General features: G+C 28.3%; 22 protein-coding genes and 1 pseudogene. 2 read left to right on the top strand and 21 right to left on the bottom strand.

The window, feature by feature from the left end; translation table 11 throughout:
- Window positions 1-324 precede the first annotated feature (324 nt).
- The 5 genes and pseudogenes from RYK99_RS06385 to RYK99_RS06365 form a co-directional block, all read right to left on the bottom strand.
- The gene (locus tag RYK99_RS06385) at window positions 325-1,821 is read right to left on the bottom strand and encodes a hypothetical protein (protein WP_314991084.1); all 1,497 of its coding nucleotides are present in this window, start codon (window positions 1,819-1,821) and stop codon (window positions 325-327) included.
- Window positions 1,822-1,823: 2 nt separating this feature from the next.
- Window positions 1,824-2,483: an SLATT domain-containing protein gene (locus RYK99_RS06380; protein WP_314991082.1), complete on the bottom strand. Its 660-nt coding sequence runs from the start codon at window positions 2,481-2,483 to the stop codon at window positions 1,824-1,826.
- Between the two features lie 151 nt (window positions 2,484-2,634).
- Window positions 2,635-3,000 (bottom strand): annotated as a pseudogene (locus RYK99_RS06375) (polysaccharide biosynthesis C-terminal domain-containing protein); the annotation flags it as partial.
- A gap of 142 nt (window positions 3,001-3,142) precedes the next feature.
- Entirely contained in the window at window positions 3,143-3,379 is a 237-nt protein-coding gene (locus tag RYK99_RS06370) for a hypothetical protein (RefSeq protein WP_314991080.1), read from the bottom strand.
- Window positions 3,380-3,571: 192 nt separating this feature from the next.
- Entirely contained in the window at window positions 3,572-4,672 is a 1,101-nt protein-coding gene (locus tag RYK99_RS06365) for a hypothetical protein (RefSeq protein ID WP_314991078.1), read from the bottom strand.
- Between the two features lie 501 nt (window positions 4,673-5,173).
- On the opposite strand from RYK99_RS06365, the gene RYK99_RS06360 reads away from it, so the two are divergent.
- Window positions 5,174-7,426, top strand: coding sequence for an AAA family ATPase (locus RYK99_RS06360; protein WP_271964954.1), 2,253 nt, complete (start codon window positions 5,174-5,176; stop codon window positions 7,424-7,426).
- The gene (locus RYK99_RS06355; protein WP_314991075.1) at window positions 7,426-9,462 is read left to right on the top strand and encodes a UvrD-helicase domain-containing protein; all 2,037 of its coding nucleotides are present in this window, start codon (window positions 7,426-7,428) and stop codon (window positions 9,460-9,462) included. Before RYK99_RS06360 ends, RYK99_RS06355 begins: the two co-directional genes overlap by 1 nt.
- Window positions 9,463-9,691: 229 nt before the next feature.
- Here the strand turns inward: RYK99_RS06355 and RYK99_RS06350 are convergent, their stop codons facing one another.
- The 16 genes from RYK99_RS06350 to RYK99_RS06275 form a co-directional block, all read right to left on the bottom strand.
- Window positions 9,692-11,101: an oligosaccharide flippase family protein gene (locus tag RYK99_RS06350; RefSeq protein ID WP_314991073.1), complete on the bottom strand. Its 1,410-nt coding sequence runs from the start codon at window positions 11,099-11,101 to the stop codon at window positions 9,692-9,694.
- Between the two features lie 146 nt (window positions 11,102-11,247).
- Window positions 11,248-12,276 (bottom strand): acyltransferase family protein, encoded by a 1,029-nt coding sequence (locus tag RYK99_RS06345; protein WP_314991071.1) that lies wholly within the window; start codon window positions 12,274-12,276, stop codon window positions 11,248-11,250.
- Window positions 12,269-13,372, bottom strand: coding sequence for a UDP-galactopyranose mutase (gene glf, locus RYK99_RS06340; protein ID WP_314991069.1), 1,104 nt, complete (start codon window positions 13,370-13,372; stop codon window positions 12,269-12,271). The genes RYK99_RS06345 and glf overlap by 8 nt, the downstream gene beginning before the upstream one ends.
- Before the next feature lie 23 nt (window positions 13,373-13,395).
- On the bottom strand, window positions 13,396-14,376 hold the full coding sequence (locus RYK99_RS06335; RefSeq protein ID WP_314991086.1) for an acyltransferase family protein: 981 nt from the start codon (window positions 14,374-14,376) through the stop codon (window positions 13,396-13,398).
- A 1-nt stretch (window position 14,377) separates the two neighbouring features.
- The gene (locus RYK99_RS06330; RefSeq protein WP_314991068.1) at window positions 14,378-15,529 is read right to left on the bottom strand and encodes a hypothetical protein; all 1,152 of its coding nucleotides are present in this window, start codon (window positions 15,527-15,529) and stop codon (window positions 14,378-14,380) included.
- 3 nt (window positions 15,530-15,532) lie between these two features.
- Window positions 15,533-16,525 carry a glycosyltransferase family 2 protein gene (locus tag RYK99_RS06325; protein WP_314991066.1) on the bottom strand — a complete coding sequence of 331 codons (993 nt, stop codon included), beginning with the start codon at window positions 16,523-16,525 and terminating at the stop codon, window positions 15,533-15,535.
- Between the two features lie 40 nt (window positions 16,526-16,565).
- Complete coding sequence (locus RYK99_RS06320) at window positions 16,566-17,657, bottom strand: glycosyltransferase (RefSeq protein WP_314991064.1); 1,092 nt, start codon at window positions 17,655-17,657, stop codon at window positions 16,566-16,568.
- A gap of 15 nt (window positions 17,658-17,672) precedes the next feature.
- Entirely contained in the window at window positions 17,673-18,632 is a 960-nt protein-coding gene (locus RYK99_RS06315; RefSeq protein ID WP_314991062.1) for a glycosyltransferase family 2 protein, read from the bottom strand.
- Between the two features lie 26 nt (window positions 18,633-18,658).
- Window positions 18,659-19,651 carry a glycosyltransferase gene (locus RYK99_RS06310; protein ID WP_314991060.1) on the bottom strand — a complete coding sequence of 331 codons (993 nt, stop codon included), beginning with the start codon at window positions 19,649-19,651 and terminating at the stop codon, window positions 18,659-18,661.
- 15 nt (window positions 19,652-19,666) lie between these two features.
- Window positions 19,667-20,458, bottom strand: a complete 792-nt coding sequence (locus tag RYK99_RS06305; protein ID WP_314991058.1) for a DUF4422 domain-containing protein — start codon at window positions 20,456-20,458, stop codon at window positions 19,667-19,669.
- Window positions 20,459-20,630: 172 nt separating this feature from the next.
- Complete coding sequence (locus RYK99_RS06300) at window positions 20,631-21,995, bottom strand: sugar transferase (protein ID WP_314991056.1); 1,365 nt, start codon at window positions 21,993-21,995, stop codon at window positions 20,631-20,633.
- A 24-nt stretch (window positions 21,996-22,019) separates the two neighbouring features.
- The gene (locus RYK99_RS06295; RefSeq protein ID WP_314991055.1) at window positions 22,020-22,724 is read right to left on the bottom strand and encodes a polysaccharide biosynthesis tyrosine autokinase; all 705 of its coding nucleotides are present in this window, start codon (window positions 22,722-22,724) and stop codon (window positions 22,020-22,022) included.
- Between the two features lie 11 nt (window positions 22,725-22,735).
- Entirely contained in the window at window positions 22,736-23,437 is a 702-nt protein-coding gene (locus tag RYK99_RS06290) for a Wzz/FepE/Etk N-terminal domain-containing protein (RefSeq protein WP_314991054.1), read from the bottom strand.
- A gap of 19 nt (window positions 23,438-23,456) precedes the next feature.
- Window positions 23,457-24,200: a CpsB/CapC family capsule biosynthesis tyrosine phosphatase gene (locus tag RYK99_RS06285; protein ID WP_314991053.1), complete on the bottom strand. Its 744-nt coding sequence runs from the start codon at window positions 24,198-24,200 to the stop codon at window positions 23,457-23,459.
- Window positions 24,201-25,670, bottom strand: coding sequence for an LCP family protein (locus RYK99_RS06280; RefSeq protein ID WP_314991052.1), 1,470 nt, complete (start codon window positions 25,668-25,670; stop codon window positions 24,201-24,203).
- Complete coding sequence (locus RYK99_RS06275) at window positions 25,651-26,526, bottom strand: diacylglycerol kinase family protein (protein WP_314991051.1); 876 nt, start codon at window positions 26,524-26,526, stop codon at window positions 25,651-25,653. Before RYK99_RS06275 ends, RYK99_RS06280 begins: the two co-directional genes overlap by 20 nt.
- Between the last annotated feature and the right edge of the window lie 379 nt (window positions 26,527-26,905).

Below are 26,905 nucleotides of genomic sequence, written 5' to 3'. Positions count from 1 at the left end.
GTTAAACTTAGTGAAAGTAAGAAAAAATCTAAGCAGCAAAATGCTGCCTAGATCTCATTTCCTATTTTTCTCCATGCCCTGAACTTGACAAAGAGCCACTTAATATAGCATAGCTTCCTCCTAATTTTCAAAATCAACCGAATTTGATAGAGAACCGTATTTTTCATTTCAGACACTTTACTTCTTAATCGGCTAACACCCATTAATAAGGCAAATCTAAACAGCAAAATACTACCTAGACTTCATTTCTCAATCAACAAAATTTGACAGAGAATCAAACTTATGTCCCATTCGTATATTACTGATAAAAATTAACAAACTTAACTAAATGTTTATTATTCGGTCTTTAGATACTTTATATTCATCATTATTTAATATATATTTTTTTATGAACTCTACATACTGTTTATTAACTTCAGTTAAATAACTTAATTTTTCTATAAAATTACCATACTTATATTTTTGTAAAAACATTGTGGAAATAATAATTGCTTTTTTCAAATCCATCTCTTCTTCAACTAATTCTTCTAATTTATATAAAAAATCCTTACTTTCCCCCTTAGATCTTATATAATCATTTACAATAATAAACAATATGGTAAATTGACTAGGATTAAACACTATAAAACTAGAATTTTCTAAAATCCTTCGTAACATATTTACACTAATACACCTATATACCTTAGAATACATAAGTTGATTAAATACCTTAGTTATTCCCCCATGTTCTACTTCGATAAACGTCTTTAAAATTTCGGAATATTCTGATAGTGAGAACCCTTCTTTCTTCCATAACTCGTTAAGTTCCATAACAAACTCGAATAATTTTTCACCATCATTCTCAATCAATTCTTGAACTTTTTCATCAATTTTATGATGATAAAAACTTGTAGAATCCTTCTGAATAGATTCCATATGAAGATGTTTTTTTTCAATATACTTCGAAAACTCTCCCCTTGAAAATTTCATAGTTTTTTTAGAATTAATATTGAGATTATCCTTCCATAAAATATAAGATAGTTTTTCTAAAAGTTTATTTTCATTTTTCTTTCTAGTATAAGGAGGTATCAAAAAATACATATCATCAACATATCTTACAGCTTTCGATCCTGGGAACCTATCTAAAATTACATTAACTTCAGCTGTGAAATCCTCAAGATAATACTGAGATAATAAAGAGGATGCTATAGAGTAATGCAACTGTGGTAACGAATCAAAATTTTCTAAAAACCCAATAATATTTCCAATAGTCTCCTCCGCAATTGAAAAATTCCCATTTATATGCTTAATCAATTTTTCTTTCATTCTCTTAATTTTTATATTCTTAAAAAAATCTTGTAAATCTATTGAAAATACACGACCAGTAGAAAAAGAATTCCTTTTCTCAATGAATCTTTCATATGAATACCTATAATTTATCTTATCTCTATCAAATTTATCATCTTGAAAATTTAAATATCCCGAATAAAACACATAAAAATTTTCCTTAGAAAAATTTACTTCATTACCTTTAAATTTTATATAACAATATTTAAAGACATTAAAAGTATAATATAAATAGTACTCAGGAGAAATCACATACATCTCTCTAGGAGTGAAATAATCATTTTTATAAATAAAATCTTTAGTATAATCAAATTTATATTTTTCCGAGAAATCAGAATAATCTAATAAATAATCCTCATAATTATTTTTTTTAAAATCATAATTTTTAAAAGACTTTAATATAGCAATTGATTGCAAATTATATTTTTTACTTTGTGCTACATCTATTATATACTTGAATGCCAATTCTAATATTTCTATATTTATTTTATTCATTCTTACAGATGAGCCCATATTCTAAAAAAATCAACAGAATTATATAAAAACTTTATATATAATGCAAAAAATATAAATATAATAAGCAAGTTTATTCTATAAAAACTACTGTCACTATCCCACTTAATATATCTCTTTATTCTATATTGATTACAACTCATCAAAATTTCTAGTTTATGATCTTCTTTACGCTTTTCATTATCTATATCTTCATGATTTTCGTATCCTTTTAAACTACTAATATAATTATTCATAATATAACTATATTCTCTTTCTAAATCTAAATCTGTCATATTCGTATCTCTAAGTATTGTCTTTAACTGAATGATTAATCGCTCCAAATCCAATTCTAAATAATGAAATTCTAAACCTCGTTCTCTATAATTCAAATTATTATAATAATATTGTGTTATAATAGTATATAATGAAAAACATCCTGATACAAATGTCATTAATTTGGATTCACTTGGAACTAGCGTAGAACTAATTAAAAATATTATAGCTAAGACATTCATCAAAAAAAATACTACTTCCCACTTTTTACTGTAATTGTATAACCTTTCACTTGCAAATATTCTATTAGTTCTGGTTTTATCTATTGTGTTTATTTTTTTGTTAATTTCATCTCGTATATTTGTTTCCCTATAATTCTTTTCACTCATTTAATTATCCTCACTTTCTTCACTAATAATTACTTTAAATTCAACTAACTAATGATTTTCAACTGATAATAAATTCTATAATTCATTAAACTGATTTATAAGATTTTTTTCAACATGAATTTATATAATAAAAAGTATCATACTTATTTTCTTACTTAAGCATTGCTTTTATTTCTCTAACATTAACTGTTTTCAGTAAGAATAACATACCTAGGTAACTAATTCCACCAACTGCAAGGTAAATTACAAGACCTACAATTCCAGCAAATCCTAACGTTATTTTACAGAACATTACAGCTCCGAACATTACAAGGGATGACAATATTATTTTTACTAAATCCTTATTGAATAGTAAATTCTTATTAATAATATTACGGCTATAATACCACTGAATAGCGAATACTAGTATTTCAACAACTACAGATGTTATACTTGCTCCGATATATCCGAAAAATGGAATAACAGCAATGTTAACAGCTACACTGACAAAAGCAGGAATCGTTGTCGAAAGCATAAATTCCTTATTTTTATGGTTCTTCTTAAAATTCGGTTGATTTTGAAAAAAGAGAAGAAATTATGCATATTAATCCCCCTGACTTTTCTCCTAGCTTTCCCAACTTTAACAGTTTCGAGAGAAAAATATCGTTAGATAAAGAAAGTTACTCCTTATTTACCGCTGTTCCTCCTGAGAATTTATATTTATTCTTACACTTTTCACAATCACAAAATACATCTGCAAAAGTTGCTTGATAATAATAACCGTTAGGTCTTTCTTTTGAAAATATTACATAGTTTTCTCCACAAGGGCACTTATATTTTCTCTCCCTTATTATATAATTATAAGTTTCTTCTATTTCTTCTGATACTAATTCTAAATTAATAACTTTTCTACTCATAATATCACCCCTTTTTTTCTAAACTACAATTCAAATTATCATTTATTATCTATCATAAATAGTACACTTGAAACCACCACTCCTACTACTTTTCTCTCTTGTATTTAAAACTCTTTAATATTATACACTCTCAATAAATTCGAAAAATACCAATAAAGTTAGAATATATATAAAGTAAATTAGTTTATAGAATTATATATAATATTCAACTGTTAAATATTCATTAGCACAACAGACTATTCTGCTTTTCTTTTGCAACTCTTTAATAACCATTGCTCCTGGATGTTTAAATCTATTGTTTAGCCCCGAAGAATTAAGAAAAATAGGTGTACATATAAAATTACACAATATTAAACTATTCCAATTATTATTTGCCCCATGATGAGGTAATAAAAATATACCCGTATCACATACTTCCTTTATATAGTATTTTATAAAATCTTCATAGTTTTGTGTTTTTTTCTTTGTCTTCAACGAAATATCTCCCGTTAGCATAGTTCCAAATCGATGTATTTTAATATTATGCTCAAACCTCACTCCATTATCTAACATTAAATGAATCCTATCCATTTCTCTTTTTATAGGAGCATGATATAAACACAAACTAGACTGATTCTGTTTAGAATTATTATACTTGCTTGAGCAATAATTAGAATAAATCGTTCTCAAACCTATTTTAGCAGCACTCGGTCTTAGTTCTAATAACTCCTCTAAATCTTTACAGTTATTATTGCTTATAAGATTATCTATATCCGAAATTATAGTATTAGTATTAACTTTTATTCTAGCATTGTAAAACTTAAATATCCATTTTCCCTCTACAGAAAGAACCGTATTTCCAATTTCCTTTATCTTAGTATTTTGTAATCTATAGCGATCAATACCAGGTAAATCTTCTACTCTAATTTCATTAAAGTCCTGTTCATCTTCAACTCCTTTACTAGAATTCACAAGAATTATTTCATCAACATCATCAAAAGTTGCACCATTTCCATAAACATATGCCATCAGTAATAAATAGTCCTCTATACCCCTATAGTATGGAATAAAAATTTTTTTTATTTTGTCTACTTTATTAAATAAATCGGGTAATCCATTTATATGGTCGTCATCAAAATGGGAAATAACCAACATATCTATTACATCACCTTGTGTAATATGTTGATTTATAGCTCCAGAAATATTATTACCTCCACAATCATAAATGAACTTAAATTTTTCGCCTTTACTTCGGTCAATTTCCCCTATATAAAACAATCCTTGACCAGCATTACATAATTTAAACTTAGACATTATTTTCTTCTCTCCTTTAATTATTTACCTAATTCCTCTCTTACTACATTAAAAGTACTTTCAATTACAACGTATATATCACAATTCAGTAAACATAAATAATCCCTTTATTAACTTTACTTACATAACTTCATTATAACAAAACCTAGATGTATATATAATAAAAATTACAAATTTCGAATATCTTCAAATAATCTACCTAATATAGTATTAATTTGATTATGTTATATTGTTTTATACTTTTTTATTTAGACAATATTGTAGAATTTTATCTCATCACTATTACATAATGCGTAAGTTACTATATAATTGATAAATTTAAATAACATTCTAGTATTAAATAGTAGCTCCCAATGTTATAATATAAGAGCGGCTTCCATTTATACATAGAATAATACTATGGTTATCTATATTCATTAATATCTCGTATACAAACCATTTAATTCTGTTATCAGAAATAATAAAAGAAAAACTACTAACTAAAAAAGCAGGAGGGATTTTATGTATTTAAAAAGTTTATCAATAAAAAATTATAGAAAATATGGCAAAGACTTTCAGACTATTAACTTTGCTCATAGTAAATGGCCTGAAATATCGGATAATGAAGATCATGAAACTAAGATAAATAAAACAGAAGAGTATATATCAAAAAATTCATCACTTATTGTAGGTAAAAATAACTCTGGTAAAAGTACAATTATCAAATTATTAACTACATTACAAAATACCAAGGCAGGTAGTAGGAATGTTTTCAAGTATACGGACTTTAATTTAAAAATATTAGCAAATTGGTATAAAACTAATATTAGTAATAAATCTGAAGAAGAAATAAGAAGTATTGATAAATCTGAGTTTCCTAAACTAGAGTTTCAGTTGGTATTAGGAATTGATGATGGAAATGATTTAATTTCAAGTTTCGAAGATATATTAATTTTAAGTGGGATAAAAACAGTTAAAATACAAGAAGAACAAGAAACAGAGGAGATTTCTGAAGTGACTATCGATGTTAAGTACGAAGTTGCTGATGCTCAATCTTTCTCAGAAGAACTTGTTAACCTTAAGACTAGTTACTCAGAAAGAGAGAATCACCAAGATAAAGAATTTTTAAACTATAGCAAAGAGCTTCAATATAGACAATATTTAGCTTTATTTAGTAGCAATTACTTTGTTTTAAATTTTTATGCTAAAGGAAGGTATGAGCCATCTAAAGATTTCTCTCTAGCTCCGTTATTAAAAGTGGATACAATAGAAGCAAATACGGTTAAAAATGACAAGATCCTTTCCCAAGCTTACAATAAAATAGTTTCAACATATGTGAAAAATAATGATATGAAAGCAATTAATACTTTAGTTGATGATATTAATTATAAAGTAAAGGATATGGTTGATACCAATATAAAGAATATTCTTCAAGGCGCAGTATCTAGCATTGAATCAACTAAAAATTTAAAAATGAATTTGCATCCAGATGTGACTTTAGAGAAGATTTTTACAAATAGTATTATTTATGAGTACCAAGAGGGAAATAATAACATACCTGAAAGTCAGTTTGGTATGGGATATACAAACTTGATGGTTATTATTGCAAAGATTGTTGACTATATTGAACTATATAGCGAGAAAGATATCAACGGTTCAGTAAATATTCTCTGTATTGAAGAACCAGAGTCATTTATGCATCCTCAAATGCAAGAATTATTTATAAAGAATATTTCAAAAGCAATTGCTACTTTACTAGGTAAAAAACAGCAACTAGATACTTTTCAAATTATCATCACAACTCACTCAACACATATCTTAAACAGTAAGATTCAATCAGGAAACACTCTAAATAATATTAGTTATCTAGGTCGACTAGATGAAAATAATACTATACAGAACATCAGTGATACAGCAATAGTATCTAATGGAAATATTGATAAAAAAACCTATGAATATATAAAAAAATATTTAAGATTAGAGGCATCAGATCTTTTCTTTGCTGACGCAGTCATTTTAGTTGAGGGGATTTCGGAAGAAACATATTTAAGATATGAAATTGATACGCATCCCATTTTGAAAAATCATCATGTGAAAATTTATAGAATTGATGGCGCCCATTCTCATAAGTTTATTGAGTTATTAGAGTTACTAGGCCTTAAAACTATTATTTTTACAGATTTGGATTTAAAAAGAAAAAACAAAAATAAAAACGGTAAAATAATAAAAAAACTATCTACTAACATTAACGATTTGAGTTCTGAATACGATAACTCAACCGAGTGTCTAAGCACTAATAAAACTATACAATATTTTGTAAGAAAAGAAATAGATGATGAAAAAGCCAAATATACTAAAATTAACCCTAAATTAATTGAGAAACTTGTAAATAAGGAAGAATTACATATTGATTATAGTAATACTATCACTCTGTACTCTCAAGGTAAAATAAATGGATATTATGCTACTAGTTTTGAAGAAGCAATTATTTTAACAAATGCAGTAGATAAAGATAAACAAGAATATACACAATCCTTAATTAAGCTTCTAAAATATGTCCATCCAAATAAGGAGCGCTTTTCAAATATCAAAGAATGTTTCAAGATTGTTGAGGAATCTTACATATATCAAGTAGATTTGTCTAATGATAAAACAAAGTTTTCTACCGGAATAGTGTATTTATCAATAACAGATAAAGAGTTTAATCTCAAATTACCTAAGTATATTGAATCAGGCTTAAACTCGCTTTGTAATTATTTTAAGGAGTATGAATAATGTTATATACAATTAGTCCAGAAAACAAACAATTAGAATTAGATATCCAGCAAAACATTAGCACATGTCTGGATAACTTTGAAAGTTTTTGTTTTGATGCTGGTGCAGGAGCTGGAAAAACTTATGCACTTCAAAAATCAATTGAGCATGTTTTAAAAACAAACGAGAAAACTTTAAAACAAAATAATCAAAAAATCTTATGTATCACTTATACTAATGCTGCAAAAGATGAAATTCTTAAACGACTTGGGAAGAACTCTTCAGTAGTGGTTTCCACAATCCATGAGTTTCTTTGGGGATTTATCGCTATTCAGCAAGAATTACTAACCATAGAACATGAGAAAAAAATTAAAGAAACACTTAAGGAGCTCGAACAAAATATAAACGATAATCCTCTTTCTAGAAGTATTAATCTGATTGAGTTTAAAAATGCGATTATCGATGAAGAGTTTTTGAAAATTTTCTATAATACACCTAGTACTCCCGCAGAAAAATTTAAATCTATGATTAAAGAATACCGTGAATACTTTTCTCCCTATTTAAGTAATGTTAAAACGTTTAGAAGTTTAGTTAAGATTGTTATCAAGAAACACAAACTTGAAGAAACATTGAAACAAATTGATGATAAAAAATCTAAACAGGTTATCTATAATCCTATTCAAAATCGAGATAAACTTGAAAATTATGTAATTAGCCACGATACATTGTTACTTTACTGTGAAAATATTATTACAAGTCAGAATATATTAAAAAAATTATTTTCAGATAGATATCCATATGTCTTAGTAGATGAGTATCAAGATACTGATAAAAAAGTTGTTAGTATTATTGATAGTATTAAAGAATATACAAGTTCAAAGAAAAAATTTATGGTAGGTTTCTTTGGGGATTCTTTACAGAATATTTATGAAACTGGAGTAGGGATTCTTCCCCAAAAAAATAAGTATCAAATTATTGAAAAAAATTTTAACCGCCGTTCTTCTTCACAAATAGTAGGCTTGATTGAAAAAATTAGAAATGATAATTTTGGTCAACAGTCTATATACACTAATTTTAGCAATGGATCTTATAATTTTTATATTGCAGAAGATAATTTTAACCTACCTAGTTTTCTACAAGAAAAAAATCTAACCAATAATACAGCCTGTCTTTTAATGAAGAATGACGATATTACAAAAGCAAGAGGATTTGATGAAATATTGACAGTTTTGAAAAAATCTCCCCGATTTAGTGGAAAAAACTATGAAAACATAACTAAAGAATTTTTACAGAAGAATTTACAGCATATGGGATGGTTTTTAAGAGATATTTTAACTTTCATAGACTTTATCCAAAAAATAGAAAATGATAATTCAACAGTTAGAGAGATTGTCCAATTTATAACTCCATATAAATCAGCACTAACGTTTGCAGAGATGCAGAAATTCATTAGTAGTTTAAGAAAAATTAACTTGTCAACACTGACAATCAATAAGTGTATTAAAAAAATTGTTAATATCAAAGGGTATATCTCAGGGGAAAAAATTTTAAGGAAAATATTCTCGATAGATGATACTGAAAAGGAAATATTAGCCAATATAAAGGATCGTGCACATGATTATTTCTACTATTCTCAAGATTCGGAAGACTCCAAAAAAGAAATGACAGTTATCGATGATTTTTTTGAATTAAATATTTCTATATTTTTCAAATGGTATAACTATATTTTTGATGACACCAAAAATGAAGGAATTAGTTATTATACATTGCATGGTTCAAAAGGATTAGAATTTGACAATGTAGTTGTTGTATTGCAAGATAACTTTGCAAAGGGAAATGATTATTGTGAAAATTTTTTTAAAAAATACCACTCTCCTTCAGCTGCTTCTGATTCACAATTTCAAAAAGTTCGTAATCTACTATACGTTGCTTTTTCAAGAGCAAGAATTAATCTTCATGTCATTTATAAAAACAATTCCCCTGAAGATTCATTAGAAAATATAAAAGAAATTTTTGGAGAGAAGTTCGTACTTTACCTTAATAACAAACAATATTAAATTCTTATTCAGCAAAAAAGTGCTGACTAAAAAGTCTTAAATAAAAAAATCTCTAAACAAAATAATTTATCCCCGTTTAAATACACTTTATAAGAACCTTTAGATATCTAATAAACTTTGCCGGGAGTGACTCAACAAAATCGATTTCTCTGATTGAGTCACTCCCTTAAATTCTATAATTTTAAAAGCCCACAAATTTTATAAATCTAATATATCAAAACTATACTGCCTACTTAAGCATTGCCTTCATCTCTTTGATATTAACAGTTTTTAGTAAGAATAACATACCTAAGTAACTAATTCCACCGACTGCAAGGTAAATTACAAGACCTACAATTCCAGCAAATCCTAACGTCATTTTACACAACATTACGGCTCCGAACATTACAAGGGATGATAATATGATTTTTGCTAAATCTTTATTGAACAATAAGTTCTTGTTAATAATATTACGGCTATAATACCACTGAATTGCGAAAGCTAAAAATTCAACTAATACAGCAGTCATGCTAGCTCCTATATATCCAAAAGTTGGAATAACCGCAGTATTAACAGCTACACTAACAAAGGCGGGTATCGTCGTTGACAACATAAATTCTTTATTTTTATTTCTAGCCACTAATACTTGATACCCAAGAATGTTTGTCCAACCAATGAACATAAGGTTAAATATGATAATATATAAGACATACTTAACATCTTGGAAATTCTCTCCTAAGAATAGTTTAACAAACACTTCATTAACTGCAATTAATCCAAAAATCATTGGAAAAATTATCAGATTATACAAAATGAATGAAAATCTCACCATATTCTGTGCTTCTTTTTCTTTTCTTTCAGAAAGAAGACTCGCTACCCTAGGCAGCATAACAGCACCTAATGAACTAACCACGGTAATAAGTATGCTCGTTAACCTCTGCCCTTGTTCATAAATCCCAACATCCGAATACGATCCTAAAATACCCAATAACGTTTTGTCTAATATCACATAAAGCGAGATAGCTACTTGTGGTAAAAATAATAATACAATTGGATGTAGATTTTTTTTTATAGCTTTTTTGTTAAAATAAGGTCGTTTTATAAATTTCTTCGCAGGTACCCACATTACAAATTGTCCTAAGAAATCAAATATAACAATTAAGAATACATAAAGATATAAATCTTCACTACTTTTAACAAGGGTGAAAATACTAACTACCCCAGATAATTTTACAACAGTATTTCTAAGTGTTATTTTCTTAAAATCTTCTTTCCCAGCGAATAGCCATGAAATATCAATAATTTTTGAAAATAACACAACACCTAATATTATCGGTATTATTCCACCCATATTTGGAATAATACCGACCACTAACACATACGCAATAAGTGCGAGCAAACTTGCAATAAGTTGAATTGCATAAATATTCCAAAATGTGCTACTTACATCACTTGCAGCAGCAATTTGCTTTGTACCATAAACCGCAACTCCTAACATCGCAAATAAAGAGAAGTAATTCACAATAGAACTATAAAATACATAATTACCTAAATCTTCACTAGTAAAAATTCTTGTAACATATGGAACTGTAATTATAGGTAGAATTATCGTTAAAATTTGATACGAAAGATTATATAAATAATTTTTTATTACTTTCATTATATCTCCTCATCAATTATAAAATCTCAAAATAAAAGATTTCTAATTTTTTGATATTAATATTAACATGAAATCAGAAACTCTATTCCTATCTATTATTATCAGTATACAACTATACCTTAATCACATTAGATTCGAAATTTTCATTACCTAAAATTAATGTATTTTTGTGGCATTAATACAATATTGATATACGGAATTTTTTTTAAAATATTAGTAGCTACTATCGATAAAAACCAACCTAGTACTAATCCACAGATTAAATGTATATATACTGATGTGATTCCTGCTTTTAACATAGTTATTCTTAACATACTACAAATCGGTGCATGTAATATATATATTCCCAAACTATCTTTTCCATATTTAGAAAAGTAATTAAAGAACTTTGGAAATACCCTCTCTACTCTAGGATATATTACAAATGCTACTCCTACACTCACTATAAATGCAATAGCCCAAAACTGTGGTGTATCGTAAGTTACATACATTTTCTTAACATTTGGTCTATAATACATCGACCAACATATCATATAGATTATATCGAAAATTACAGCTCCACCAACCACTAACTTAATATTTAGTTTACTTAAATCTACTGAACGTAATACTGCCCCTAACATGAAGAACATTCCCCCAACTAGCGTTTTTTGAACTATGTAGATATCAAAATTCATTAATAGAGTAATTACAAAGCCTACTCCACTAATAATAAATAATGTTTCTCTTCTTTTTATATAAACAGATAACAATCCATATACCATTGATATAATCCATAAAGTATATAGATACCACGATACTCCAAGGGGAGTCTTATATATATCAATTAAATTATGTATTGTTGTTGGAACTCTTACTGATGATCCAGCTACTTTTTGCAGAATAAAATGAATTATAGAGTAGAAAATATAAGGTAGACCTAATATTACAGTTCTCTTTAATACATAATTTTTAAAACTTTTTAGGTCTTCTACAGGCCTGAAGAAGAAACCTGATAAAGCAAAGAATACTGGTATATGGAAAATATAAACCTGTGATGTTATTGTTATTAACATCTTATCATAGCTTGGAAATCTTCCTGATTCATATAAACCTAGGAATACGTGACCTAATAGAACTAAAAAGATTGTGAATCCTTTTCCAAAATCTATCCAGTTTATTCTATTTTTAGTCATTATTACCCAATTCCTCTCTTACTACATTAAGAGCTCTTTCGATTACTACGTGCATATCATAATATTTATAGTCCGCAAGACGTCCGCAGAAGATAACATCTTTACCTTTTGCTTCTTCTAAATATTTTTGATACATTTCATTGTTTTTAGCATCGTTGATTGGGTAGTATGGTTCATCACCACGTTTCCAATCTACTGAGTATTCACGCGTAATAACTGTTTTTTCTTGAGTACCTTTTTCAAAGTGTTTATGCTCGATAATACGAGTGTAAGGAACTTCACGTTCTGTGTAGTTCACTACAGCATTACCTTGGTAATTCTCTTCATCTAATACTTCATGTTCGAAACGAAGACTTCTGTATTCTAATTCTCCGTGTTTATAATCGAAGTATTGATCGATCATTCCTGTAAATACAACTTTTTTTGCACTTGCTTCTAGCTCTTCACGGTTTTCAAAGAAGTCTACATTTAGCTCTACTTCGATTCCTTTTAACATGTTTTCAATAATAACATTATATCCACCGATTGGAATACCTTGATATCTATCGTTGAAATAGTTGTTATCGAATGTAAAACGTACTGGAAGACGTTTAATGATAAACGGTGGTAGTTCAGTTGCACTACGTCCCCATTGTTTTTCTGTATAACCTTTAATTAAAGTTTCGTATACATCAGTACCAATAAGTTTGATCGCTTGTTCTTCTAAGTTTTTAGGTTCACTATCTTGCAGATGAGCTGTTTGTTCAGCGATTTTAGCTTTTACTTCTGTAGGAGTCTTAGTTCCCCATAATCCGTAGAAAGTATTCATATTGAAAGGCAGATTGTATAATTTACCTTTATAGTTTGCTACTGGTGAGTTAATATAGTTATTAAACTCAGCAAATTGATTCACATAATCCCAAACTTCTTTATTAGAAGTATGAAAAATATGTGCACCATATTTGTGAACGTTGATTCCTTCAACATTCTCACAATAAATGTTCCCACCGATGTGGTCACGTTTATCTATTACTTTTACTTTTTTTCCTTGTTTTGTTGCTTCATGAGCAAAGATTGCACCTGACAATCCAGCTCCTACTATTAAATAATCGTACATTGTTTCCTCCTAATATATACTTTCTATATCTTTAAAAATATTCTAATTTTTTTTATTTTCCATATTACTCTAGAGACTATAAAGCTTAAACTCAACGTAAATATGAAGGCAATTAAAGCGTTATACCATATCTTATTGTCTATATATTTCCATACTATCTCTAATATATATGTATGTATAATAAATACTCCCATAATTAATGAAGATGCTTCAGTTACTAGTTTACTATACCTAAATCCACATCCATCTCCCTTTTTCACGAAAATTATAAATAGTCCTATACTAAGAACTTTTATTAAAATACTATCATAAAAATATTCAGCATAAATGTTATGATAAATATTTTTTGAAATATAAAATAAAATGAATGGTGAAATAAATAACAATAATATTATTACTCCTTTAGATATATTATTTATTTCTATTTTTCTAATATTAATTTCCCCTAAAAAACCTCCCATTATATAATAAAATAACCATGTCCAAATTCTAAAGGTCTGTGGAATGTACTGTTGTAATGGTTCACGTAAGATAAATGTATTTATTATTTCAATAAATATTCCTACAATTGTAAATACCAATAACAAAATAATATAACCATTTTTGTTTTTCAGTATTTTTCTTATTATAGGTAATAGTAGATATATCAATATTAATGCACCGAAAAACCAGAATTGATAAAAATATCCTCTTTGCAATAGTGATCCTAAGGTTTTTCTAATTGGATTTGAATAAAAATCAGCTTTTAATACCCAAATTAACATATTCCAAAATAATACAACATATAAAATCGCCATAATTTTATTTCTAATATATTTCATACTCAAATCTCTTTTATTTAATAGAAAGTATCCATTTATCATAAAAAATAAAGGAATAGAATATGTTCCTAAGTAATAAATATAGGCACTAATATTAAAGTTATCTAAGGTAAACCCTGTTATACTTGAATGTAATGCTATTACACCCACACAAGAAAATACTTTTAATAAATCTAAACCCATATTACGCATTATTAATCTCCCTCATACTATCCATATACCTAGACTTACTAATAACATAACCTAATAATAATATTGAAGGATTATACATTATCTCTATTAGTTGAGGATCAAACATTGAATGTAATGTAATAATTAAAATTAATATTGAATAATAAATATCCTTACTAATATTTTTTTTACCCAAAATATAATATCCTAACATAATAAATAATAACACAATAATTCCGTAATTAAATAAAATATTAAGGTATGATGAGTCTATATAGTTATACTGTAATTCAGAATCAAGCATTACCTCATTTATCCAGGTTATCTTCTGCCCAAACAATGTAATACCATACTCTTCAATACCTTTATATCCATAATACAGCCTACCACTTAATATAACATTTGCCTCCGAAATTATCGCTGAGTCAAATTTATATAAGTATGTTATCAGTCCCGCTATTAGTCCTCCACCAAACATACTAAATTTATTAATATATGAGACACCCTTACTAAAGTTAAATTTCTTTATAAGGATTACCAATATAATTGCTAAGATGCTATAAATAACAGCAGATTTAGTGTTAGTGAAGTTATATAAATATATATTTAATAATGCTAAAATACCTAATTCGAAATATTTTATTAAATTCCCCTTAATATACAAATAAAATATGGTTAAATGAAAAAAGTAATTAGAGCTAAATGTAGTATAGTTATATCCCAATGTATATCTGTCGATTCCCGTATTTCTATCCCAAGAAACTATTGTTTCGCCTATTACTCCTAACTTATAACTAATTGCTATGAATAACATTAAAATAGAAATCTCAATAATCCATATAATAATTAATTTCCTTATATTAATATTCTTCATGTTTATCAATAAAATAGCTAATACCATTATCACATACCAACCTGATGAAATATATGATATTAAACTAGCTACAATTAGTATAAGTGTAGAGTAAATTATTGATTCAGTAGAGTGTTTATCAATAATGTATTTAAATATAAGAAAAATACAAGCAATGACTATAATGATTTTAGTTGCAATATTTAGAAAATCAATTTTTTCCATATACACTGTCTGTTGAATAAATTTTGCAAATACAATAAATATAAAAGAGATATAAAATATTAACTTTGATATATTTACTTTTACCATATTTTAAATTCCTCTTTTTTTCAAACTATTAATTTTATAATTTACAATTGGATTAATAATTTTACTAAATTTCCTATTATGTTTTTCATTAAAATATATTAAGTAACTCGTCCTATTATCTGATCTAAATTTATAATCTATTTTATTTTCTTCAACATACTTAGTAGTTTCTTGTAGTAAATCCGAACTATTTTCTGATAAAAATGCTAGTAAATACCTTGTATTTATTAAATCTCTAACTATATTCTCTAAGGTTTCCTTGAACTTACTTTCATCTAATTCTTTGTAAAACTCTATAATGCTCTCCATAACAATTTTATGATGATTTATATTTTTTAGTCTACTGTCTAAAGACATACTTTGATCTGGTCTACCTAAAAAGTACTGATAAACATCTAAGTTCCAATATTCCCATTCCTTAACATATTTCATTGGGAATATTGCATACTGTGTATCTACATAAAATATTTTTTCAGTAAGTCTGATCTGATTTTCATGTAATAATTTCGTCCTATAAGTTATACCATGCATCGGAAATATGTTCGTTATTTCGCTAGATTTGAACTTATCAATTTTATTTAATACATTTATCTTAATTTTCTTCCCATTATATATATGTTGTTCTGTATAATCTGTCACAATCAAGTCAGATTCTGCATATTTCAATCTCTGTAAAAATTCTTCAAAATCATGTTTATTTATCCAGTCATCACCATCTATTACTTTAAAGTATTTCCCTTTGGCTTCACTGATACCTCTATTTACTGCAGAACCATGCCCACCGTTTTCTTTGTTTATTATTTTAATATTTAGGTTTGATTCTTTTATCAATCTCTCTACCACATCTACTGAATTATCTTTACTTCCATCATTAATAATTAATATTTCAAAGTCATTATAATATATAGAATTCACACTTATAAATGACTGTATACACCTAGATATATAATTTTCTATATTATATGTAGGTACTGCAATTGTTAAAATTTTTTCCAAAATCTCTACCTCCTAATTCTCTTATTCATTCTAATAATATCTATTCAACATTAAATATTTCATTAAATTTACTTTCTATATCTTCATTCAATTTAAAAGTTACATAATCTATTTTTTCATTAACAATTTCTTTAATTCCCTCTATCAAGGCTTCTTTATTATGTTCTACTTCTTTTACAGTAAAATATTTACTCATAAACTTTGATCCTTGAGTTATTGTTGATACAGAAGGAATCCCTAAAATAGCTGCCTCAGCTAAAACATAGCTAAACGATTCCGAATGAGAACTCTGTATCAATCCAACACTATTCTTTATATACTTATATGGGTTTTCTTTAAACCCAACTAAATATATATATTTATCAGCCCTTAATTCGCTAATATAGTTATTTAACTCTTCATATAATTTCCCCTCTCCTAAAATCATCAAGTTATAATTAGAATAATTTTTATGAAACTCATGAAAAGCATCAATTAATAACTTATAATTTTTTACTTCCTCAAGTCTTCCTACTGCACAGAAATATGGAGTAGTATGCACCTCTAACGGTTCCTCCGCCTTAAGCAAGATTTCATCTTCATTAATAATATTAGGAATCACTGAAACTTCCATCCCTGGAAATCTATTAATAAATGGTTGTACTTGTTCAGAAGAAACCGCTAGTATGTTATCAAATTTTTTATAACATTTATATTCTTCAGAATAATTCAAATAACTCTTTCTTGAATACCAGTGTGTACTAAAATCACAGTGAATATAGGCTACCTTTTTACTATATTTATTATCAGATCCAGCTATTATTTTTGTAGAAATACTTTCTAAATATGAAAATTCTATATCATATATATCTCTCTTAAAAATTGAGGTTTTCTTGACTATTTTATATATAAGTTTAGCAGGTAATATTCTAAAAATTCTACCGATATTCTTTTCAAAAAAGAATGGCCATTCTTTTTTTATAAAATAATCTATTTTTATATCCTTAATTATATTTCCATAATGATTATTTCTTTCACTATAGACTAACAATGATATTTCAAATTTATTTTTGTAGTGATTTATAAAATTATAAAGTGATTTTTCTGCACCACCAGTAATCAAACTGGGTATACAAATTAGCATTTTTTTCATTTATTTACCTCTAATCTATTTATTAATCTTATATTTTATTTTTATTATTGGCTTAAGTAATCTAAATTTAAATAATAAATATTTAAAATATCGTGGTTGCTTAAGTATACTATTAAAATCAACTCTACTTTCAACAATCCCTAAAATTATATTATTAAATATTTCTGTGTTCTTCTCTATAGATTTCAAATAATCTATATAAAGTTGAACTAACTCAACTTTATACCAAGCTACTATATTTGAAGCATCTTTACCTCTATCCTCTAGATATTTTCTACACGCTTGATATATTTCATTTGCTGATAAATAATGATCCTTTATATTTTTCATAGTAATTGTATTAGTAATTGCTCCTTCATTTCCTTTCCAATAATAATAAAGGAAATAATCTAAGCCCACTACTTTTTTCATGTTTAGGAATAATCTATGCATTATCTCTAAATCCTCATAGTTTCTTCCTTCTAAAAATCTAACATTATTAAAGACTTCTGTCTTAAAAATTTTTGTCGTTACAAAAAAATCATACTGTCCTAAAAATGATGCATCTATATATTGACTGACATCCAAATCTTTAGCATTCTCATTACCTTTTTCAACAACTTTCTCTTCTGTAAGATAAGTTCGTTGAAATGAAATCATATCGTAATCTTTTTCTAAATATTCTTCTAACACTTCTAGTGTATCTAATTCTAACCAATCATCTGAATCAACGAAGAATACATAATCTCCTTTTACTGTGTCTAATGCAACATTTCTTGCAGAAGATAATCCGCCATTTTCTTTATGGATTACCCTAACTCTACTATCGATTTTTGCATATTCATCACACAAAGCAGGACAGTTATCTGGACTTCCATCATTTACCAGGATAACTTCAATATTTTTGTATGTTTGATTTAATACACTATCCATACATCTTTTTAAATATTGTTCTACCTTATATACAGGTACTATTATACTTACTAATTTACTCACAATATCAGTCCTACTCTCCTTTTTTACTACAAGGTTTTCCCACTAATTTTACTTAAAATATTTAATACTTTACTCCCTAAACTATAATTCAGTGTAAATAATATTAAAATTACTTTTCTTGAAAATGGCAGGTACTCTAATAATAATTGTTTATTTTCTTTTATACTCTTTAATAATTCTGTTATTTTCTTATCGTATTTTTTAAAATTTTCTTTCTTGTTTTCTGCTAAAGCTATTCTACATAATAAATTGAAGTCTATTCTTTTTCTATTTATTACAGCATATTTTAAGAAGTTTTTATTTTCATATTCTTTTGACTCTTCAACAATTGTATCCCAAATTTTTTCTAAATCAAAATCTTTATCTCCAAATTTGGCCGTTAATCCACTGTCATTAATAAAATAGTTATACGTCACTCTATTGCTATGAAATATATTTTGAGCATTTTTCATATATCTAAATGTTCCTAGAACATCTTCCGCAAATAGACCAACAGGAAACTCTACACCTTCCATTATTTCTCTTTTATACAGTTTTGACCAGGCATAATATTCAATAGAATTTCCATTTATTTTAAAGAATTTTTTTGCATATTCTTCTTGTGTCAGAACCTCTTCTGTTATACTATCAGGTTGAGGTGTTTTTTCTTGATAATCTTTGGTTCTCACGTTATTTGTAACAACCATATCTACATTATATTTTTTCATTGAATCAACATAATATTCTATCGCATCTAACTCCAACCAATCATCAGAGTCAACAAAGGTAACTGCTTCACCATTTATGTGTTTCAGTCCTGTATTCCTTGCAGCACTTAATCCACCATTAGCTTGATCGATAAGAGATACATTCTCATAATTTTTCTCATATTCCTCACAAATATCACGAGAATTATCCTTTGATCCATCATTAACTAATATAATTTCTATATTTTTATATGTTTGATTAACAATTGAGTCTAAGCAACGCTTAAGATACTTCTCTACATTATACACAGGAACTACTACACTTACTTTCAATTTTTTACCCTCTCTCTAGAAACTTTCTCTATATTTCTTTTTGAAAAACTTTGCTTTTAAAAATGCTCCACCTTTTTTAATCCAATCTACTTCAAACGCATCAAAAAATGGTACTTCTTTAACTTTATATTTCTTCTGTTCTAACCAAACATTGAATAAAAGTTCACTCACTCTTCCAAATAACCTTGCTTCGAAAGCCGTAAGATTAGAAACATCTATTCTTTTTTGTAACTCAAATAGAACCGGGAATAACCATGAACAATACTCATCAAGTAACTCTTTTTTCATAATAAACATATTGAACATATAACCACTCGTTCGTTTCATCACTTTATCAAATGCATCAATATACTCTGGCGTCATCTCCGAAATGATATCTCTTGTTTTATCTAGATGACTACCATCAAGTGTATTCGCATAGTGATCATAAAGTGTTTCGATATAATATTTTCTTAATTTTGGAACTAGTATATCTGCTTCCCTCAGATATCGTTCTGTACTTTCTTTATCTAGAACTATTTCATTTATATCCATACCCTCTTTATATTTCACTTTTTTAGTACTGAAATATCTACGGTAATGATCTAATCCAATATACTCTGCATCTAGATTCTTCCACGCCCAATATACACCTGTTAATTCACAAAAGTATGGATTTAAACACGATATGTTTTCACCAATATTATCTTTTTGATAACCAAGTTCTCCTTTCCCTTCAGCTCCTACATGAATAGGCAAGTATATTTCATCTTTAGGAGGAGTAAACTCTTTATGGCTTGCTATTAATATTTTAATTTTTGTAGACAAATTTAATCCTCTCACTTCCATTTTATTAATTTTTATGTTAATATATCTTTATTCATTTATAGAAGTCTGTGTTTTAGTTTGGCGACGAAACACAGTCTTTTTTATTTTCATCAGAACAAGGAGTGGCTGTATATACTTTTATCACCACTCCCTATTTTTACTTTTCTCCGTATTATTTACTTCCTTCTCTTTTTAGGACAACCAAAATAGTGCGAACTATAATTTTTATGTCCAGTCTTAGCGACCAATTTTCGATATATTTCATATCTAGTTTAACTACTTCTTCAAAATCTAGGATGTTACTTCTTCCACTAACTTGCCACATTCCCGTAATACCAGGTTTTACCTGCATACGTTTGAAATGATGGAGATCATATTGTGTATATTCATCAACTGTCGGAGGACGTGTCCCTACAACACTCATATCTCCTTTAAGCACATTGATAAATTGTGGAAGTTCATCTAATGACCAATCCCTCAATTTTTGACCAAATGGGAAGACCCTAGGGTCATTATCCATTTTAAACATTAATGTTGTCTCCAATTCGTTTTGACTAAGTAATTTTGCTTTTCTTTCTTCAGCGTCCATATACATACTTCTAAATTTGTATATTTTGAACTTTTTACCGTTTTGTCCTATTCTTGTTTGAGTGAATATAAGTGGCCCTGGCGCTTGCATTTTCACTATTGGTAATATAATTAATCCTACAAGAATTGTAAGTAATATTCCTACTATTGAGATAACGATATCCATCACCCTCTTCAGTATTACCTGACGAAGTGTAGCTATTTTTATCGCTGATGTCAGATAAATATTATCGCCCTGGAAGGTCACTACCGTATTCGCCCCAACTTCTTTTATAATTGGTGTAATATTGATTTTTGTCGGAATACCTAGTACCTCGAAAATTTTAAATATTTCTACTAAATCTGTTTGAGATGATAAATTGGCATATATCTCATCAACTCTATGATGAGATAAGAAGTCTCTAATTTCAGAAATATTGTGAACGACTGGTTTAGCATTGTATATATGTTCTTTCGAATTATTCGCATATGCTAATACTTGATAATTACTTGGAAGTTCTCCAATAGTATCTAAATCACAAAAATCAGATAGTATTATAATATTTCGACTATCATCACGATAACGATTATTTATACTTTTAGAAACAGTTCTTACACAATAGATAAAGACAAATGCTAAAACCAAATAAATAATCAGTTCCATACTCTTTATTATATTTAAAAAATCTGTACGATTAAATACCACTAGAAACAATGTGAATAATGAGACAACTTTTAATATATATAACGATGTCATCTTAAGTTCTTTAAGATAACCACGCTCAGATATTGTCCAGTATTCTTCTGACATCAATGCAACAAGAATACCTATAACATTCATAACAATAAAGAAGTACAAGTTATCTTTAGATTTCGATTGAAAATCAAAACTAAAAATGTAAGCTAAAGATAAGGCTATTAAATCAGTCACCAAGAACAGAAACTTATTATTTCTCCTAATATAATACATCTTGTTCTCCTCTTAACTTATGACTTATTTCTTATCTTTGTTTCCGTTTATTCCATAGCTACCGTAGTGACCGTAGTAACCACCATAACCAAGTTCGTTTGAGTTAACTTTGTTTAAGATTACTCCTAGGAATTCTGCTCCACCTTTTTCAAGTTGTTCCTTGGCTTTTTCTATACTTTTCTTCTTAACGCGATTTGCTTCTACTAGTAGCACTACTCCATCTGCTTTAGGAGCTACGATAGCTGCGTCGATTACCTGTCCAATCGGCGGTGTATCAATAATTACATAATCATAATATTCTCTGAATACTTCGATCATAATGTTGAAGTTTTTATTTTGTAATAATCCTGTTGGGTTTGGTGGTACTTGACCTGCTGGAATAACATTAAGATGTTCCACATCAGTCTCGTAAATAACATCTTCGATCGGAGATACTCCTGATAGATAATTTGAAAGTCCGCTAATTTTATGTTTAAACTTAAAACGACCTGCCATTACAGATTTACGTGTATCAGCATCGACTAGAATAGTTTTAAGACCTAATTTCGCTAATGAAATAGCCAGGTTAGTCGATACAGTACTTTTCCCTTCATTTTCTGAAGTTGATGTAATTGCGATTACTTTTTTATCTTTTCCTAAAAATTGGATATTTGTACGTAAGGCATTATAATACTCTTCATTCTTAGGATCAACTATTTTTTGGTTTGTTAGTAAATTAATTTGTGCCATGTGTTTTCACCTTATCTCTTTCCTGTTTTTGTATCTGGAACTACACCTAAAAGTACTAATCCCATTGTTTCTTCAATATCTTCCGCTCTCTTAACTCTATCATCTAGTAATTCGAATAATACTATTCCAGCTGTAGCTAAGATAAATCCTAGTGCTGTTGCTAATACTGCATTTTTAGGGATATTTGGAGAACTTGGTGATGTAGCTGCTTTTGCTTCTTCTAATGTCGTTACGTCATCAATTTTTGTTACTTCTTTAATTTGATCCGCTGAAATTTCTTTTACAGTATTTGCTAAGTCACTAGCTACTTGTGGATCTTTATCTTGAACAGTAATTGAGATAATACGTGTATCTTTCGGCGCCTCTACACTAACTTTTTTTGCTAGTTCTTTCGCTGTAAGTCCTGTTCCACTTTTCTCTGCTACATCTTCCATAACTTTGTTAGAAAGAATAATTTCTTTATAGTCTTTTACTAATAGTGATCCTAATTGAACATCTTGTGTAGTGATTGCTTTTTTCTCATCTTTCGTTTGGTTAACTACATATACTTTCGTAGTAGACGCATATTGTGGCGTTATTACGAAAATACTAACCACAAGTGATAAAGCAGTAAATAGTAATGTTACTAATACTATTAATATCTTCTTCTCCCAAATTCTTCTTAACAGTAGCATTATATCTAACTGTATTAAATCTTTTTCTTGATTATCCATTGTGTTGTTTTTCCTCTCATTATATTATTTTATTCATTAATAATTTTTCTTGATTTTTTTCGAATAGTTCATAAGCTATTGTTGGTCCGTATTTTTTCTCGATAATATCATATGCTTCTTTCATAAATGTTCTTCGAGAATCCATATTGTGCATGTCACTTGCGATAAAGTGAACTAACTCTTCATCTAAGTATTTTTTAGCACGTTTTTTGTAATGTTTATGTTTATCACCGATAAGTTTAGGTTTAAGAACACTTGCTGCATTAACCTGGATATAAGCACCCATGTTAATTAACTCTTGAACGCCTTTTTCGTCCACATCGTTGTATCTTTCAACGTGTGCTACTACTGGCGTTAACCCTAGTAAGATTATCTTATTCAGTGCTCTATGAATTTCTTTATAACGCATTTCATAAGGAAATTCTACAAGTACGTAGTCTGTTTCTGCTAATCTTGGGTATTCCCCACTTTCGATTTTTTCGATTTCCCCTTCTTTGTAGTAGACTTCGCTACCTAAGTAAACTCTCAGGTCGCTAGCTACTTCACTAGCGATTTCTTCTACTCGTTTGAAGTTTTGTCTGATTATTTCAATATCTGTTTCGAACATTCCGCGTCTTCTGTGAGGTGTTGCGATAATCGTTCTAACACCTTGTCTGTAACTTTCTTCTAGTAAATCGCGAGTATCTTTTTCAGTTTTTGCTCCATCATCTACTCCGAAGACTACATGGGAATGTATATCTATCATTCTAATACCGTCTCTCATCTATTTCCCTTCCAATACATCTTTAATATTCGCTGTAACTTCTTCTAAACTCTTATCATCGATTTGCATCATGTATAATTGAGCTCCTGGCATCGCGTATGATGGTAAGCCCATACTTCCAGTACCAGTCAAAGCTTGAGAAGTTACGTTGTAATCTTTACCTGCGCTAAGTTGTTCATTCGCAAGACCCATAGCTGTCTCTATCGGCATGTTTGTCTGAATCGACTCACTCAAGTCTTTAATAACACTTTGATAATTCGCTAATCCTTCTTTCGAAGTTAATTTTTTAATTATCGCTGTAATAACTTTTTCTTGGTTTTTACCACGATCATGGTCCCCACCTGTAAGTCCATATCTCTCTCGAACAAACATTAGAGCATCTTCAGAATTCATGTGTAATAAGCCAGGTTGGAAACTTTTCTTCTCTCCATACGATATAAACGCTTGATCATTATACACATCTACCCCACCAACAGTATCAATCAGTTTAAGGAATGATGTAAAGTTAAGTCTTGCATAGTAATCAATTTTAATACCGTAGATATTCTCTAATGTATGAATTGATGATTCTACACCGTATAATCCTGCGTGTGTAAGTTTATCGTATTGGTTGTTACCACCGTCTGCAATTTTTACGTATGAGTCACGTGGCGTTGTAGTTAATAAGATTTTTCCAGTTTTTTTGTTTACTGTCATAATAATATTAACGTCTGAACGACTAACGCTTGATACTGGTCCATATGTATCGATACCACTTACATAAACGTTGAACACATCTCCAGCATTTTGTTTTGCTTTCGCATTTACAGTTTTTGTTATTTTGTATGAATATATTACTTTTGTTTTATCTTTAAAATCTTGGTGTTGACTTATGATTAAGTCTTCAAATGAGCTGTTTAGTACCATTGCTCTAGCATTTCCCGCTGTTAGTTCTTCATAAGCTGAGATGTAGTTTTTCGACTCAGAAAGATTTAAACTTTGTTTTTCTTTATCTCGAATTTCTTTCATCAGCTTGTTGATGTTTTCTCCATCTGAAGAAACTGGCGCTGATACTGTAGCATCTTTTAGGTCAGCTAGTTTTTCAGCTTTGTCATTTTTTAAGACTACAACGTTCATCGTATATTCACTTACCGTTGCATTGTTGTTTAAGTTGTCGAATAACCCGATTGCTGTTCTAAATTGCATGTAAGAAAATACTAAAGCAATATTCATTATTACTAACATAATTACATTAAATATTTTTGCTTTTTTCTTGATTATTAAAAATATCGATAGTATTATCGCTGCGATTATTACTCCAATTATCGCATAGTTAATTCCTCTAAAATTAAGGAAGTCGTATTTTAACATCGTCCAACTTACTAGTCCACCAAGTATAATCAGTAGAGCGGCTAATATACCATTTACTATATCAAATGTTCCTATACTCGATTCGCTTCTAGCATTACGGCTACTTGAATTTCTTCTCATTATTTTTTATCCTCTTTAATTTATAAAATTTACTAATACAGCTTAGATTTAAACGTTCCTCACCGTTTATTAATTCTCCATCTATCTGAAAATATTTCTGATTTGTCGTTACTGTTAATGAGTTCGCAGTTAAATGCTTAACTCTCTTTAATTTATTGTGTTTTTTTAGAAGTAAACAAAGGTAATTATAGATAAACGTTAGAATATTCATGTTTTCCATGACCATAATGTGGAGTTTACCATCTTGACCCGTGGCCGTTTGTGAAAACTTTATCCCACCACCTTCATAAGGTTGAATCATAACATTTAGTAAATATAGACTATCAGTATCTATTTCACCAGAGTCCCACGATATTTTCGCCTTATATTTTTTCAGAATGAAAATACCTATTACTCCTTGAAGAAGATAGATATACTTACCTAAATATTTCTTTAACTTCGAGCCATTCGCTCTTTTTATTATGTCAGCATTAAAACCGATATCGAATCCCGAACAGAATTTTCTATCGTTAACAACACCTACATCATATTCTATATATTTCTTTGAGTCTAATAATTTACTTATTTCAACAGTTTTATCGAACCTTATAGATCTTGCAAGATCATTTCCAGAGCCGTACGCAAGATAGATGAATTCTTTACCATGATAGTTATTTACCACTTCGTTAATAGTACCATCTCCGCCGATGACGATTAGTTCATCTTCGTGAATTTCATTCATCAAGTCGCTTGCGTTCTTATTTTTAGAGGTTTTTAGCACTTTGTAAGGTGATTTTTTCCTCTTTAAAACACGCTCTATTTTTTCAAGTTCAGTAAGACTTTTTTTACTCCTAGAATTAACAATTATTTTAATCATATTACGAACCTATTCAAAAATACTTCATTTTATCAATTATACTACAAAAATAAGCATTTATCAAAGATTTACCTATTTTAAAACGCTTAAAACAATAGAATTTTTCAGTATTTAGCACCCATTTCCTTTTCTATAATTCATTAATAAAATCAGATTCTAAAAAATTATTTTTCATAATCAAATAAATCTGAAATTGGGAGTGACTCAAAAATCGCGATTTGATATGTACCCCTTTTACTGGACAAACCAGTGAAAGGGGTCAGGCTGTTGACAAATGCAGAAACTGCATGAGTCAGCAGCCTATTTTAATGAGAAAAAGTGCTGAAAATGTTATAATATAAGTATATAGAGGGGGTTTTTAGTATGTTTAATAAAAAAG

It is taken from the genome of uncultured Gemella sp. (assembly GCF_963537375.1).
In the GTDB taxonomy this organism is placed as follows: domain Bacteria; phylum Bacillota; class Bacilli; order Staphylococcales; family Gemellaceae; genus Gemella.
The sequence above is the reverse complement of the archived record's forward strand: the minus strand, read 5'-3'. Positions and strand labels throughout refer to the sequence as shown.